This is a genomic window from Kitasatospora sp. NBC_00458 (assembly GCF_036013975.1).
Classification (GTDB): domain Bacteria; phylum Actinomycetota; class Actinomycetes; order Streptomycetales; family Streptomycetaceae; genus Kitasatospora.
The window spans coordinates 4139071-4154222 of record NZ_CP107904.1; the positions used below are offsets into that span (position 1 = coordinate 4139071).

The window sequence follows — 15152 nt, forward strand, 5'->3', positions numbered from 1 at the left end:
GTGTCAGACCTCGACGAGGACCTTGCCCCGGTTGGCCTCCCGGTCGAGGTAGAGGCTCCGGTAGGCCTTCGGGATCTCGTCGAACCCCTTGTGCACGGTCTGGTGGTAGCGGACCTCGCCGTCCCGGACCAGCCCGCCCAGCTCCCGGTGCATCTGTGCCAGCAGCGGCTCCGTGAACCACTCCTGGGCGAAGATCCCGCGGATCGTGGTGCGCGGGAACATGATGTACGGGAGCAGCCGGGGCCCGGTGAGGTCACCGTTCACCGTGGTCGCCCACTGCCAGCAGACGGCCACCTGGCTGTCCACGTTGAGCATGGTGAACACCGCGTCGGTCACGGTGCCGCCCAGGTTGTCGAAGTACCGGTCGACCCCGTCGGGGGCGGCGAGCAGCAGCGCCTGACGGACCTTCTCGGCGTCGTCGGCCTGGTCGTAGAGGACCACCTCGTCGAACCCCAGCCCCCGCAGGTACTCGGCCTTGCCCGGCGAGGCGGTGGTGCCGACCACCCGGCCGGCGCCGGCCCGCCTGGCCAGCTGGCCGACCAGGGTGCCGATCGAACCGGACGCGCCGCTGATCACCACGGTGTCGCCGGGGCGGACGGTCATGAACCGGGTCAGCGTGCCCCAGGCCGTCATGCCGGGCGCGCCCATGATGCCGAGGGCCGTGGAGACCGGCAGCCGCTCGTCGTACCAGGCCGGGTCGAGGCGGCGGTAGGCCGGGAACACCATCGGGAAGGTGCCGGTCTTCCACAGCTCCTCGGCGCCGTTGTGCACGACGTGGCTCCGCCAGCCGCCGAAGCCCTGCACCAGGTCGCCGACCCGGAACGCCGCCTCCGGCCCCGCCTCGACCACCTCCATGATCGAGTCGGCGCCCATGTGGTGGCCGATCGGCGTCTCCAGGGCGAGCCCGTTCTGGTACGGGTCGACCGAGACGTACCGCGTCCGGAAGAGCATCTCGTCCGGACGGAGGTCGATCTCCACCTCCTCGACGACCTTCCGGTAGATCCGGTTGACGTCGGGCACCCCGTCCAGGTGCTCCCGGACGACCCACTTCTCGATCCTCATGCCAGGGCTCCCGTCTCCATGGTCTCGGTGTCCTCCGCGCCGTCGCGCTCCTCGGCGGTCGCCCCGCCCTGCCGGGCCTGCCGGGGCGGCCCGCCCACCGGGATGATCCGGTGCGTCGGCGGCGGCGCGCTCCGGTCGACCTCGGCGGTGAACTCCAGTCCGTCGTCACGGCAGATGAACTGCATGACGTGCCGGCCGGCGGCGGCCGCCCGGATCAGGCCGCCGATGGTCGCCCAGACCCCGGAGAGGTAGAAGTCCGACAGCCCCGGCAGCACCGGACCGCTCTTCTTGATCTCCTCCTCGACCGTCTCCGCGCCCTCCACGAACGGGTTCCAGCCCGGGAAGGTGCCGTCGTAGACGCCGGTGTAGCGGACCTGGGTGAGCGGGGTCGAGACGTCGGCGACGGCCACCGCGTCCTTGAACCCGGGGAACCGCTCGTCCAGGAAGGCGGCGATGCCGTTGCGGACCCGCCGCTTGGCCGCCATGTACTCCCGCCCGTGCTTGACCGGCAGGGTGTGCAGCTCCTCGCCGCGGCGCACCCGGGAGGACTGCTCCGGCCCCTCGTGCAGCGCCCGCCAGGGGGCGATGTCCGAGAAGTACGTCGCGAACACCACCGTCGACTCGCTCGGTGCCAGCTCCGGGTAGTGCCGGGTGCGGAACTGCACGTTCATCGAGTGGCAGCGGATCCCGGTCAGCGCGCTCGCCTCCTGCTCGGTCAGCAGGTAGGTGGTGCACGGGTCGCCCTGCGGGAAGGGCTTGCGCAGCCCCAGGAACAGGGAGACGTAGCCGGGCGACAGCTGGCCGGGCTCGTCGATCAGCGAGGTGTAGAGCCGCCGGTAGGTGTCGTTGAGGTACCGGCCCTTGAGCAGCTTCATCACCGTGGTGTGGCCGTCGGCGGCGGAGACCACGATGTCGGCCCGGAACTCCCGGCCGTCGCTGAGCCGCACGCCGACCGCGCGGTCCTGCTCGACGAGGATCTCCTCGACCTTGGCGTTGTAGGTGATCTCGCCGCCGAGCTTGCGGTACCGCTCCTCGATCGACCGGGCGAGCCCGAGCGAACCGCCCTCGGGCACCCCGGCGGCCTGGTTGGCGTGCGAGGCCAGTTGGAAGTAGAACGGCAGCACCGGGAAGGCCGGGTGCTTCTCGTAGAGGATGAAGTTGAACGCCTCGCGCAGCAGCGGGTCGCGGAACCGCAGCGCGAAGTCGGTCATCAGCACCGTGATCGACTTGCGGATGGTGTTGAAGTACGGCACGAACGAGGCCAGCATCCGCCACCGCTCCAGCCGGCCCATCAGCCCGACCGGTTTGAGGAACGGGTAGACCGCGAGCGCCTTCCGGAAGGTCCGGATGCCGGCGCAGAACTCCCGGATCGGCGCCGCGTCGGCCGGCGAGAGGGCGAGCAGGTGCGCCTCCAGCCGGTCCGGGTCGGAGTAGAAGCGGACCGCCCGGCCGTCCCGGCCCCGGACGATGTTGAACACGTCGAAGTGGCGCATCTCCTTGCCCTGGAGCGCGCCCAGTTCGAGCCAGATCTGGTACATCTCGTTGCCCGGTCCGTTGCCGAGCAGCCAGCTGATGCACCAGTCGAAGGTGAAGTCGCTGCGGTCCCAGCCGGTGCACGAGCCGCCGGGGATCTCGTGCATCTCGAAGATCTGCGTCCGGTAGCCGTTCATCCGGGCGTAGCACCCGGTGGAGAGGCCGCCGAGGCCGCCGCCGACGATGATCATCGTCTCTCGGCGGCGCCCGGCGACCGGTTCCCGTGTCGTCATTCCAGCCTTCCTCGTCCGTACCGTGGAGTGCGTTGCCGTTGTCGGGGGGTGCTCACCAGGCGACCGGGAGCGCCTGCAGGCCGTTCACCATCGCGTCCTCCTTCCAGCGCAGTTCGCGCTCGGGGACGGCCAGCCGCAGTCCGGGGAGGCGGCCCAGCACCCGCTCGATCGCCACCTGGAGCTCCAGCCGGGCCAGGTGGGCGCCGATGCAGTAGTGCACCCCGTGGCCGAAGCCGATGTGCGGGTTGCCCTGGCGGTCCAGGACCAGGCGCTCCGGCTCCTCGAACACCTCCGGGTCGCGGTTGGCGGCGGCGGTGGCGATCATCACCGCCTCGCCGGCCCGGATGGTGACCCCGCCCAGTTCGACGTCGGCGGTGGCGTACCGGGGCAGGCTGAAGCCGGTGAGCAGCGGCACGTACCGCATCAGCTCCTCGACGGCCTTGGGGATCAGCTCGGGCCGCTCCCGCAGCCGCTGCAGCTCCTCGGGGTTGACGAGCAGTTGGTGGAAGAAGTTGCCGATCTGGTTGGTGGTGGAGACGAAGCCGGCGATCAGCAGGTCGCAGGCGATCGAGAGCAGCTCCTCCTCGCTGATCAGCCGCTGCTCGCGGCAGGCCCGGACCAGCACGGTGAGCAGGTCGTCGCCGGGCTCCCGGCCGCGCAGCTCCAGCACGCCGGCCATGTAGTCGATGAACGCCCGGCCCTCGACGGCGAGCACCTCGCCGGGGGTGACGGCGGAGAGCACCGTCTCGGCCCAGCCCCAGAGCATCCGGTGGTCCTCGGCGGGGATGCCGAGCACCTCGCAGATGATGGTGGTGGGCATCGGGATGGCGAAGCCCTCGACCAGGTCGGCGGGCTGCCCGGCGGCGGTCATGCCGTCGATCAGCTCGTCGGCCAGCTCGCGGGCGCGCACCCGCAGCCGTTCGACCCGGCGGGCGCTGAACTCCCGGGCGACCAGCGAGCGGAGCCTGGTGTGCTCGGGCGGCTCGGTGGAGAAGAGGCCGGCGCCGGTGCGGGCGACCGGGCGCATCCGGGGCTGGTCCTGGTCCATCGCGGCGGCGAGGCTGAACCGCGGGTCGGCGAGCACCGTCCGGACGTCCTCGTACCGGGTGGCCAGCCAGGCGCCGTCGCCGTACGGCAGACGGATCCGCACCAGCGGCTGGTCCCGCAACTCGGCGTAGGCGGGGTGGAGTTCGAGGCCGGGCGCCTCGAAGGGGTAGGACAGCGGCTGGTGCTGCCTGAGCATGAGCGGGTCCGCCTCTCGTGCGGGGGTGCCGGTGCCGCCGGGGGCGGCTCCGCGCGACCGGCCCGGGGCGGGCAGGCCGATTCCGGTCTCAGGACACATGGGCGTCGGCTCCGGTGAGGATCGACCGGGCGAGCCCGGCGTTGTGGGCGATGAACTCGTGGTCGAGCATCTCGGCGTGGGTGCCGAAACCCTTGAAGACCGCCGTCCGGGTGGCCGAGCTCCCGTGCCACGCGCCGTGCCGGCCGGCCTCGTAGAGGGAGACCTTCTCGTCGTCGGAGATCACGCTGAGCGCGGCGGTGACCACTCCGAGGTTCGGCGTGCGGCTGCAGAACCGCAGGTAGTCCCTGGCCTGTTCGCGGGTCTCCTGGGCCACCACGGCCGAGCCGGTGTGCCGCTGGAGGTGTTCGGCCAGCTCGCGCTCGAAGGCCTGGACGTGCTCGTCGGCGAGGTCGAAGGACTCCGGGATCCGGTGCGAGTCCATGATCACGACGTTGGGCACCGCCCTCCCGCGCCGCTCCAGTTCCTTGGCCACCTCGAAGGCGAGGTTGCCGCCGAGGGAGTAGCCGAGCAGGGCGCACGGTCCGTCCGGCTGGAGCGACTCGACCAGGTCCGCGTACCGGTCGACCTTGTCGTCCCCGGTCACGTAGTTGAAGGCGACCATCCGGTACTCCGGCAGGTGCGCGGCGAACTGGCGGTAGACCAGCCCGTGGCCGCCCGCGGGCGGGAAGCAGAACAGGGTCTGCTGCTGCTCCTGGTTGAACCTGAGGTACGGCTGGGCGCCCTCGACCCGGCCGGTGACGATGGCCTCGACGGTCTTCGCCATCCCGTGCAGGGTGGTGACCTTGAAGAGCAGGCTGACCGGGATCCTGATGTCGAACTCGGTCTGCAGGCCGTGGATCAGCTCGATCAGCCGGATCGAGGATCCGCCGGACTCGAAGAAGTCGTGCTGCAGGCCGGGCTGCTCGATGCCCAGCAGGGCCTGCCAGTGCTCGGCCATCCGGACCTCGTAGAGGGTGACCGGCGGCTCGGCGGCCCCGTCCGCGGCGTCCGCCCGGGGGGCCGGCAGCGCGGTGACGTCCACCTTGCCGTTGGCCGTGAGCGGCAGCGTGCACAGCTCGGTGAAGTGGGTCGGGATCATGAAGGTCGGCAGGTAGCCGGCCAGGTGGCGGCGGAGGGCGCGGCGGTCGAGCGTCCGCCCGGGCGCCGGCACGCAGTACGCGCAGAGCACGTGCTCGCCGCCGTGGTCGGGCCGGACGGTGACCACCGCCCGCTCCAGTTCGGGCCACTCGGCGAGCTGGGTCTCGATCTCCCCGAGTTCGATCCGGTGGCCGCGCACCTTGATCTGCGAGTCGGCCCGGCCGAGCAGGTGCACCCCGCCCTCGGCGTCCCAGCGGGCGAGGTCCCCGGTGCGGTAGAGCCGGACCGGCTCGGTGCCGTCGGTGCCGCCGAGCGGCAGGACGGCGAACCGGTCGGCGGTCTGCTCGTCGTCCCCGGCGTAGCCGAGCGCGACTCCGGAGCCGCCGATCCACAGCTCGCCGGTGACGCCGGGCGGGACCGGCCGCCCGTGCCCGTCGAGGAGGTAGAACGCGCTGTTCGGGAACGGCCGTCCGATCGGGACCATCCGGCTGGGCTCCAGCGTGTCCGCCGGTCCCTCGAAGTAGGCGCTGTCGATGGTGGCCTCGGTGAGGCCGTAGGAGTTGACCAGCCTGGTCTCCGGCCCGCAGAGGGCCCGCAGCCGCTCGAACTCCTCGACCTTCCAGACGTCCGAGCCGACCACCAGCAGCCGCATGAACTCCAGGTCGAGGCCGGTCCGTTCGCAGTGGCCGACGACCGTCCGGACCACCGCGGGGACGAACTCGGCGGCGTCCACCCGCTCGGTGCGCATCACCTCGTGGAGCCGGGCGGTGTCGAACAGCAGGTCCCGGCCGACCAGCACCAGGGCGCCGCCCGAGCAGAGCGCGCGGACCACGTCCCCGGTGAAGACGTCGAAGGACGGACCGGCCATCTGGAGGTGCACCCTGACGTCGGTGTCCAGCCGGTACTCGGCGCGCCACGCCTGGTAGGCCGAGGCCAGGTTGCCGTGGCCGACCCGGACGGCCTTGGGCCGGCCGGTGGAACCGGAGGTGTAGATCACGTACGCCGGGTCCTCGGGGGACACCGCGGCGACGGTGAACCCCCCGTCCCCGCCGTCCCCGTCGTCCCCCTCGTCCAGTTCGGCCGTGGTCACCAGCCGGCCGGGCAGCCCGCCGAGCCGCTCCCCCGTCCCCGGGCGGTCGTCGCCGACCAGCAGCCCGGCACCGGCGCGCTCGACCATGTAGGCCAGCCGGTCGGCCGGGTGGCCGGGGTCGAGCGGCAGGTACGCGGCACCGGTGCGGAGCACCGCGAGCAGGGCGACGATCAGCTCCGGCGACTTCTCCAGGGCGAGCGCCACCACGGTGCCGGGACCGGCGCCCAGCGCGCGCAGCCGGGCGGCGGCCCGGCCGGAGCGCTCGGCCAGCTCGCCGTAGCTCAGCCGCACGGCCGGACCGGACCCGTCCGGCGCCACCACCGCGAGCGCCGCCGGATCGGCCGCGGCCGCGCGCAGGACCAGCTCGTGCACCGGCTCCCGGTGGGCCACCCGGCGTTCGGCACCGCTCCACCGGCGGAGCACCAGGGCGCGCTCCTCACGGCCGAGCAGCTCCAGACCGGTGGCCGCCCGCCCGGGGCCGGCCGTGGTCAGGCCCTCCAACAGGTTGACGTAGTGCCCGGCCAGCCGGGCCATCGTCCCGGGGAGGAAGAGGTCGGTGTTGTACTTGAGGACGCAGTGGAAGCGGCGCTCCGCCTCGTCCTCGTAGGCGGACAGGGTGAGGTCGAACTGCCCCTCCTCCTCCGGGAGTTCGATGTACTCCAGGTGGTAGCCGTACTTCTCGGTGGCCACCTTGTGGTGGAGCAGGATGAACATCGCCTGGAAGACCGCGGAACGGCTCGGGTCGTGCTGCAGCCCGAGCTTCTCCACCAGCAGCACGAACGGGTACTCCTGGTGGTCCAGCCCGCCCAGCACCGTGGTCCGCACCCGGTCCAGCAGCTCGGCCACGGTCGGCTCGCCGGCCAGCGAGACGTGCAGCGGCAGCGGGTTGACGAAGTAGCCGTAGACGCCGGCGAACTCCTCGTCGGTGCGGCCGGTCACCGGGCTGCCGACGATGATGTCGTCCTGGCCCGCGTAGGCGTGCAGCAGCAGGTAGTAGGCGCTGAGCAGCACCATGAAGACGGTGACGTTGTGCTCGCGGGCCAGCGCGTGCACCCGCGCGCTGAGCTCCTCGTCGAGGACGAAGAACTCGGAGGCGCCGTTGTGGGTCTGCACCGCCGGACGCGGCTTGTCGGTGGGCAGGCTGAGGATCGGCACCTCGGCCGGCAGGTGCGAGCGCCAGTAGTCGAGCATCCTCGGCGCCTCGCGACCCGCCAGGAACGCGTTCTGCCGGTTGAGGAAGTCCAGGTAGCGCGCGGTGACCGGCGGCAGCTCGGGCGCCCGGCCCTGTCGCAGCCCCTCGTAGACGGCGAGCAGTTCCTCGATGAAGGTGAAGGTGGAGATCGCGTCCGAGATGATGTGGTGGACGGCCTTCATGATCACCCAGCGGTCCGGGCCGCGCCGGAACAGCCGGAACCGCACCAGTGGATCCCGCTCCAGGTCGTACGGCCTGCGGTACTCGCGGACGATCAGCGCGTGGATGTCCTCCCAGGCCAGCCGCTCCACGTCGAACACCCCGAAGTCCGGCTCCGCGGCGGCCGAGATCCGCTGCACGGCACGGCCGCCGTCGAGCACGAAGTTGGCCCGCAGGCTGGGGTGCCGCTCGACCATGGCCCGGAAGGCCGCGGCCATGAGCTCCGGCTCCAGCTCCACCCGGACCTCCACCGCCCCGCCGATGTTGTAGGCGAAGCCGTCGGGGTTGAGCTGCTTGAGGAACCAGAGCGCCTTCTGGTTCTGCGTCAGCGGGTACGCGGTCGCGTCCTCGTGCCGCTCGACCCCGGCGGTGCCGGTGCCCGCCGGGTCCTCGTCGAGCAGCTCGGCCAGCGACTCGCCCAGCCGGGCGACCAGCTCGCCCACCGGGGCGTTGCTCAGCAGCGCCACCACCGGGAGGGTGGTGCCGAGTTCGGTGTTGAGCCGGGCGCGGAGCTCCATCGCGAGCAGCGAGTCCAGGCCGAGGGCGCCGAGGCCGGTGGTGGGCTCGATCTGCTCGACCGGCGCCCGGAGCACCGTGGCGGCCAGCAGGGTGAACCGTTCGGCGAGCAGTGCCGCCCGCTCCGCCTCGCCGGCCGCCCGCAGCGCGTCCAGCAGCCCGGCCCGCTCCGCCACCGGGGCGGCCTCCCGGGCGCTCGCGGCGAGGTCCGCGACCAGCGGCGGCGGGGCCGGGTACCAGGAGAGGAAGACCGGCCAGTCGACCACGGTGGCGACCAGCAGCTGGGCCCGGTCCTGGCCCAGCACCCGCTCCAGGACGGCCATTCCGGTCTCCGGGGCCAGCGAGCTCATGCCGCGGCTGTTCCGGTAGTGGTCGATCAGGCCCAGCTCCTCGATCATGCCGGTGGCCCAGGGCCCCCAGTCGAGGCTCAGCGCGGGCAGGCCGAGGGAGCGGCGGTGATGGGCCAGGGCGTCCAGGAAGGCGTTCCCCGCGGCGTAGTTGGTCTGGCCCGCGGTGGTCAGCAGCGAGGCGATGGACGCGAACAGCACGAAGTGGTCGAGCGGTTCGCCGGCCAGCTGCCGGTGCAGGGCGAAGGCCCCGAGGACCTTGGGCGCGTGGACGGCGTCGAAGGTCCCGCGGTCGAGTTCGCCCACCAGGGTGTCCCGGACCTGCCCGGCCAGGTGGAAGACCCCGCGGATCGGCGGCCGGTCCAGCCGCCGGTACTCGGCCAGCCAGGCGGCCAGCGCGGACTCGTCGGTGACGTCCAGCGGCGCCGGGACCGGCTCCGCGCCCAGCGACTCCAGCTCGCGCAGGAAGGCCGTGCGCCGGCCCTCCGGGCTCGCCGGGTCGAGGTCGCGCCACTGCTCGCGCGGCGGCAGCGGGCTGCGGCCGACCAGGATCAGCCGGCGGGCGCCGCGCCGGACCAGGGTGCGGCAGAGCAGCCGGCCGAGCGCCCCGAACGCGCCGGTCACCAGGTAGGCGGCGTCCGGACGGAGGCCGGGCGGGAGCGGCCGGGTCAGTCCGGCGGCCGGGCGGAGCCGGCTGGTCAGCCGCCGGCCCGGGCGGAGCGCGATCTCGTCCTCGTCGGCGAGCGCGAACTCGCGCAGCAGCGCGGCCGCCTCGGCGTCGGCGGCGGTGGGGGTGAGGGTGGGATCGGCGGGATCAGCGGGAGGGACGGGATCGGCGGGTGCGGTGGCCGGCCCGAGGTCGACCAGCTTGCCCGGATGGCCCGGCAGCTCCTGGTGGCGCAGCACCCGGCCGATCCCCCAGGCGGGCGCACCGAGCGGTTCGACCGGCTCACCGGGCACGGTGGCCTGCGCCGAGCGGGTGACGACGTGCAGTCTGCTGTCCGAGAGTTCGGCGGACAGCAGGGCGGCGAGCGTGACCAGGCTGTACGCGCCGGCAGCGGTGTGGGCCGCCACGGCGGCCTGGTCGGCGGTGCCCAGCTCCGGCCGGTCGAGGTTCCAGAGGTGGACGACGGCGGCCGGGTCGGGTGCGCCGGAGGCCCGCCGGTCGGCCAGCAGCCGGGCGAGGTCGGCGGCGGAGCCGGGCTCGACGGCGGCCGGGCGGCCGTCGGCCGCGGGCCGGTAGCCGTCGGCCGGGAGGACCAGCTGGCAGCTGCCGCCGCGCGCGGCGATCCGCCCGGCCAGCGCCTCGGCGACGCCCTGCCGGTCGGCGAACAGCAGCCAGTGGTCGGGGTGTTCGGCCAGCAGGTCGGGGGTTGCGGCGGCCTCCGGCAGCTCCGTCCAGACCGGTTCGGCGAGCCAGCCGTCGATGGTGGACAGGCCGACCGCGGTGGCCGCCTGTTCGACGTCGGCGGCCCGGAACCCGGTGATCCCGCCGAGCGCGGTGCCGCGCTCGTCGTGCACCGCGATGTCGCCGACCAGTTCGGCACCGGCGTCCCGGGTGACGGTCGCGTGCACCCAGAGCGGGCGTTCACCGACCGCGTCCAGCCGGACCTCCTCGATGGCGACCGGCAGCCGGATCCCGGTGGCCGGCGCGGTGCCCGCGCCGTCGGGGACCTCCGCCAGCAGCTGGGGGGTGAGCAGGGTCTGGAAGAAGGCGTCCATCACCACCGGGTGCACCTGGTGGCCGGCGCCCTGACCGGCGACCGCCGCCGTCGGCCGGACCCGTGCCAGCGCCTCGCCGGGGCCGATCCAGACCTCGTCGATGCCCTGGAACGCCGGACCGTAGTGGTAGCCGAGCGCGGCCAGCGCGGCGTAGCAGTCCGGCCCGGTCAGGTGCCGGACGGAACGGTCGCGGATCGCCGCGACGTCCAGCGGCCGCGCCGGGCGGCTGCGCTGGCCGGGCCGTACGGTGCCGACGGCGTGCACGGTGCGCTCGGGGCCGCCCCCGGCTCCGCCCTCCGCCGGGCCGGCGTCCCCGCCGGGGACCGCGGGGCCGGTCGCGATGGTGAAGCCGCCGAGCTCGGCGGAGAGGGTGAGCCGGACGGCGCGGCTCCCGTCGTCGGGGAGGAAGAGGGCCTTGCGCAGCTCGATGCCGGCCAGGGCGACGTCGGTGCCGCCGGTCAGCGCGCGGACCGCCTGGACGGCCATCTCCAGGTACCCGGCGGCGGGGAAGAGCACGTCGCCCTGGATCCGGTGGTCCTCCAGGTAGGGCAGCGCCTCGGCGTCCAGCCGGGCCTCCCAGGCCGGCTCGGCACCGGCCAGCCGGCGGCCGAGCAGGGGGTGGTCCAGCCGGCCCTGCCGGACCGCCTCGACCGGCCGGGGCTCGACCCAGTGCCGGTCCCGCCGGAACGGGTAGCGCGGCAGCGGCACCGTCCGACCGGCGGGCTGGAGCACCGACCAGTCGACCTCCACCCCGAGGTTGTGCAGGGCGGCCAACGAGGCGGTGAAGGTGCCCTGCTCGTCCTCCTGGCGGCGGATCGAGGGCAGGGTGCGGACCTCGGGCCGGTCGGCACCCCCCGCGCGGGCCTCCACGGTCTCCTGGATCGAACGGCCGAGCACCGGGTGCGGGCCGATCTCCAGGAAGAGGGTGTACCCGTCGTCCGACAGCCGCTCGACCGCCTGCTGGAAGCGGACGCTGTCGCGGACGTTGTGCCACCAGTAGCCCGCGTCCAGTTCGGTGCCGTGCGCGGTGCCCGTGCGCCCGGTGAGGTGGAGCGGCACCTGGGCCGGACGGGCCTTGAGGTCGGCGAGCGACTCCAGCAGCTCGTCCTTGATCAGCTCCATCCGGGCACTGTGGTAGGGCACTTCGACCGTCAGCGGGCGGGCGAAGACCTGCTCGGCGGTGAGTGCGGCGGCCAGTTCGGCCAGCACCGTCTCGTCCCCGGCGAGGGTGAGCGAGGCCGGGCTGTTGATCGCGGCCACCGAGACCGCGTCGCCGTACGGGCGGAGCCGGCGGACCGCCTCCGCCTCGGTGAGCGCGACGGCCAGCATGCCGCCCGTCCCGGCCAGCTTCTGCTGGAGCCGGCTGCGGTGGACCACCACCTTGACGGCGTCGGCGAGGTCGTAGACGCCGGCCTCGTGGAAGGCGGCGACCTCCCCGGTGGAGTGGCCGACGACGGCGTCCGGGCGGACGCCGCGGCTGCGCCAGAGCGCGGCCAGCCCGACCTGCACGGCGAAGTTGGCGGGCTGGGCGAGCCAGGTCTCGGACATCCGGGAGCGCGCCTCGTCGGCGGCCAGCTCCTCGGTCAGGCACCAGCCGGTGAGCTCGGCCAGGTGCTCCGCGCAGCGCTCGACCGCCTCCCGGTAGACGGGTTCGGTGGCGAAGAGCCGGCGGCCCATCGCCCACCACTGCGGGCCCATCCCGGTGAAGACCCAGGCCAGTCGGCGGTTCCGGGGCTCGCGGCGCTGCCCGGTGACCACCCGGGGGTGCGGCTCGCCCCGCAGGTAGGCGCCGAACGCCTCGTCCAGCGAGGCGCGGGCGGCGTGCTCGCGGGAGTCGTAGACCACCGAGAGCCGGGCGTCGTGGTGCTGGCGGCGGTGGGCCAGGGTGTGGCCGAGGTCGGCCGGGCGGGCCGGGGTGCCGCCGCGGACGCCGGCCAGCTCGGCCTGCACGCCGGCGGCCAGCTCGGGCAGCGCGGCGGGCTCCCGGGCGGTGAGCGGCAGCACCGTCCAGACGGGCTCCCCGCCCGGCTCCTCCGCCGCCTGCGCGCGGTCCGGCTCCGGGTGCGGGTGCGGCTCCGGCTGCGACACCGGGTGGGGCACCGGGGCGGCCTCCAGCAGGACGTGCGCGTTGGTGCCGCCGAACCCGAAGGAGTTGACCCCGGCCCTGGCCGGCCCCTCGTGCGCCGGCCAGGCCGTCGGCTCGGTGGGGATCTCGTACGGCAGGGTGGCCGGGTCGATCGCCGGGTTGAGCCGCTCCAGGTTGATGTGCGGCGGGATGAGCCGGTGCTTGAGCGCCAGCGCGGACTTGATCAGCCCGGCCAGGCCGGAGGCCGACTCGGTGTGCCCGATGTTGGTCTTCACCGAGCCGACGTAGCACCGGTCGCCGGGGCGGCGGCCGACGGCCAGCGCCCGGGCCAGGGCGTTCGCCTCGATCGGGTCGCCGACCGGGGTGGAGGTGCCGTGCGCCTCGACGTACTGGAGGCTGCCCGGGACGATCCCGGCCTCGGCGCAGACCCGCTCGATCAGCGCGACCTGCGCGTCCGGGTTGGGCACGGTGATGCCGTTGGTGCGGCCGTCCTGGTTGACGCCGCTGCCGATGATGACGGCGTGCACCGGGTCGCCGTCGCGGACCGCGTCGGAGAGCCGTTTGAGCGCGACCACCGCGACGCCCTCGGCCCGGACGTAGCCGTCGGCCGCCGCGTCGAAGGTGCGCGAACGGCCCTGCGGGGAGAGGAACCCGCCCTTGGTCTCGGCGATCGTGTACTGCGGCGCGAGGTGCAGCAGGGTGCCGCCGGCCAGCGCGAGGTCGGTCTCGCCGCGCAGCAGGCTCTGCGCGGCGAGGTGGACGGCGACCAGGGAGGAGGAGCAGGCGGTGTCGAGCGAGACGCTGGGGCCGCGGAAGTCGAAGCAGTGCGAGATGCGGTTCGACACCATCGTCATCATGGTGCCGGTGGCGGTGTGCGCGGCCAGGGTCTCGAAGGAGAGGTCCGAGAACTGGAGGATCTTGTAGTCCAGGGTGAACGCGCCGACGTAGACGCCGACCTCACGGCCCGCCAGCTCGGCCGGCTTCTGGCCGCCGTCCTCCAGCGCCTCCCAGGCCACTTCCAGCAGCTTCCGCTGCTGCGGGTCCATGTGGTCGGCCTCGCGGCCGCTGATGCCGAAGAACGCCGGGTCGAACTCGTCGAACCCGTCGATGTAGCCGCCCCGGCCGCCGACCAGCCGGCCCGGCTTGGCCTTGTCCCGGCTGCCCAGGGTCGCCACGTCGTACCTGCTGCGCGGGGTCGGCGTGATGCAGTCCTTGCCGTCGACCAGGTTCTGCCAGAACGACCGGTGGTCGCAGGCCCCGCCGGGCAGGCGGCAGCCGATCCCGATGATCGCGATCTTCTCCCGGTCGCCGTCGGCCGGGGAGGGGGCGGCGGCGACGTGCGGACGGGTGGCCGGTCCGGCGGCGGCACCGGAGCCCGTGCCGTCGGCAAGGGCTCCGGCGTCCGTACGGGCGGCGGAGCCGGCGAGGGTGGCGGTGTCGGCGGTGTCGGCGGTGTCGGCGGTGTCGGCGGTATCAGGGAAGTCGGGGGATGCGGCGAAGCATGAATCCGTCATGGTCGAGTCCTTGAGTCGCTGCGTTCGCGCGCGGCACGGGTGTGGGAGGGCCGCACGGACATGGGGACAGCGGCCGCGGCCCGACTCCGGGCAGGCCGGGAGCCGGGGCGGCCGGGGAGGTGGGCCAGGGGAAGCGAGCCGGAGGGCCTGGTCGGCGCGGACGGTGGGACGGTCTTGCGGGGCCGGTCGGCCCGGTCGGACGGCCTGGCTCGGGCCGTCCTGGCCGGTCCGTCCTAGCCGGCCGGTCTGGTGGAGCCGGTTGGGGAGTCGTCGGCACGCACCGGTCGGCGCCAGGCCTGGAGGTGACTGGCGATCACCTCCCCGGTGGCGGGGAAGTCGGCCGGGTCCTGCAGCCCCACCGCGACCGGCCGCCGACCGGGCCGCCAGGTGAAGCTGCCGAAGGCGTGGTCCCAGACGGAGAGGTCCGAACCGTAGTGGCCGGCCTCCGCCAGGTCGACGCTGTGGTGCAGCCGGTGCTGTTCGGGGCCGGCGAGGACGTGGTTGAGCAGCCCGATCCGGACGTCGATGTTGGCGTGCACGAAGTAGCCCTGGGCGAGCACGAACAGGCCCACCGCGAACACCGCCTGCCCGGAGAACCCGGCCAGCGCCAGCGAGACCTGGACCGCGGCCTGGGTGAGCAGCACGTCCAGCAGGTGGTTGACCCCGTTGTTGGCGACGTTCACCTTGTCGGGCACGTGGTGCACGCCGTGCAACCGCCAGAGCCGGGGGCTGGTGTGGCACCACCGGTGGACCAGGTAGTTGGCCAGCGAGCCGAGCAGCAGCGCCGCCGGGACCTCCACCCAGAGCGACAGGGCCGGCTGCGGCGGCGCCAGCCAGCCGACGAGGGCCGCCACGGGCACCTGGGCCAGGGCTCCGCCGATCATCGTCAGCACGAAGTAGACCCCGTACCAGCCCCACTCGCGCACGCTGGGAGTCCATTCCGGTTCGTACGGAATCAACCATTCCAGCAGCGCCAGATAGGCGATGGTGCCGACCAGGAAGAGCTGGCTCACGCGGCCGAGATCCCAGCGCAGGCGCAGGGCCGCGACCGCTATCGCCACCACCGCGACCAGCAGGGACGGGTACGCGACGTGGCGCAGCACGGTTCGAAGCTGCCCGCCCATGACGACCCCCTTCGCAGTCCACCGTCGAACGGTCACCGAAAGTGTTCGTTCAGATACTAAGGGCGCCCAGAAGGCGATGCGAGGGATTTTTGGAAAGAATCACAGGGCATTCAATTTGTCCGATGATAAGCAAA

The 15152-nt window shown here is 73.5% G+C and carries 5 protein-coding genes; all 5 read right to left on the reverse strand.

Annotated elements, in window-relative coordinates:
- Nucleotides 1-3: 3 nt before the first annotated feature.
- Nucleotides 4-1062 carry an MDR family NADP-dependent oxidoreductase gene (locus OG550_RS16955; RefSeq protein ID WP_327678418.1) on the reverse strand — a complete coding sequence of 353 codons (1059 nt, stop codon included), beginning with the start codon at nucleotides 1060-1062 and terminating at the stop codon, nucleotides 4-6.
- The gene (locus tag OG550_RS16960) at nucleotides 1059-2828 is read right to left on the reverse strand and encodes a phytoene desaturase family protein (protein ID WP_327678420.1); all 1770 of its coding nucleotides are present in this window, start codon (nucleotides 2826-2828) and stop codon (nucleotides 1059-1061) included. Before OG550_RS16960 ends, OG550_RS16955 begins: the two co-directional genes overlap by 4 nt.
- A 52-nt stretch (nucleotides 2829-2880) precedes the next feature.
- On the reverse strand, nucleotides 2881-4071 hold the full coding sequence (locus tag OG550_RS16965; RefSeq protein WP_327678422.1) for a cytochrome P450: 1191 nt from the start codon (nucleotides 4069-4071) through the stop codon (nucleotides 2881-2883).
- Between the two features lie 88 nt (nucleotides 4072-4159).
- Complete coding sequence (locus OG550_RS16970) at nucleotides 4160-13894, reverse strand: non-ribosomal peptide synthetase/type I polyketide synthase (RefSeq protein WP_327678424.1); 9735 nt, start codon at nucleotides 13892-13894, stop codon at nucleotides 4160-4162.
- A gap of 233 nt (nucleotides 13895-14127) precedes the next feature.
- Nucleotides 14128-15018 carry a sterol desaturase family protein gene (locus OG550_RS16975; protein WP_327678426.1) on the reverse strand — a complete coding sequence of 297 codons (891 nt, stop codon included), beginning with the start codon at nucleotides 15016-15018 and terminating at the stop codon, nucleotides 14128-14130.
- Nucleotides 15019-15152 lie beyond the last annotated feature (134 nt).

Excerpts from the sequence above, each read along its gene's own strand:
- OG550_RS16965 (WP_327678422.1), bottom strand. The coding sequence starts at position 4,071 with ATGCTCAGGCAGCACCAGCCGCTGTCCTACCCCTTCGAGGCGCCCGGC.
- OG550_RS16975 (WP_327678426.1), bottom strand. The coding sequence starts at position 15,018 with ATGGGCGGGCAGCTTCGAACCGTGCTGCGCCACGTCGCGTACCCGTCC.
- OG550_RS16970 (WP_327678424.1), bottom strand. The coding sequence starts at position 13,894 with ATGACGGATTCATGCTTCGCCGCATCCCCCGACTTCCCTGATACCGCC.
- OG550_RS16960 (WP_327678420.1), bottom strand. The coding sequence starts at position 2,828 with ATGACGACACGGGAACCGGTCGCCGGGCGCCGCCGAGAGACGATGATC.
- OG550_RS16955 (WP_327678418.1), bottom strand. The coding sequence starts at position 1,062 with ATGAGGATCGAGAAGTGGGTCGTCCGGGAGCACCTGGACGGGGTGCCC.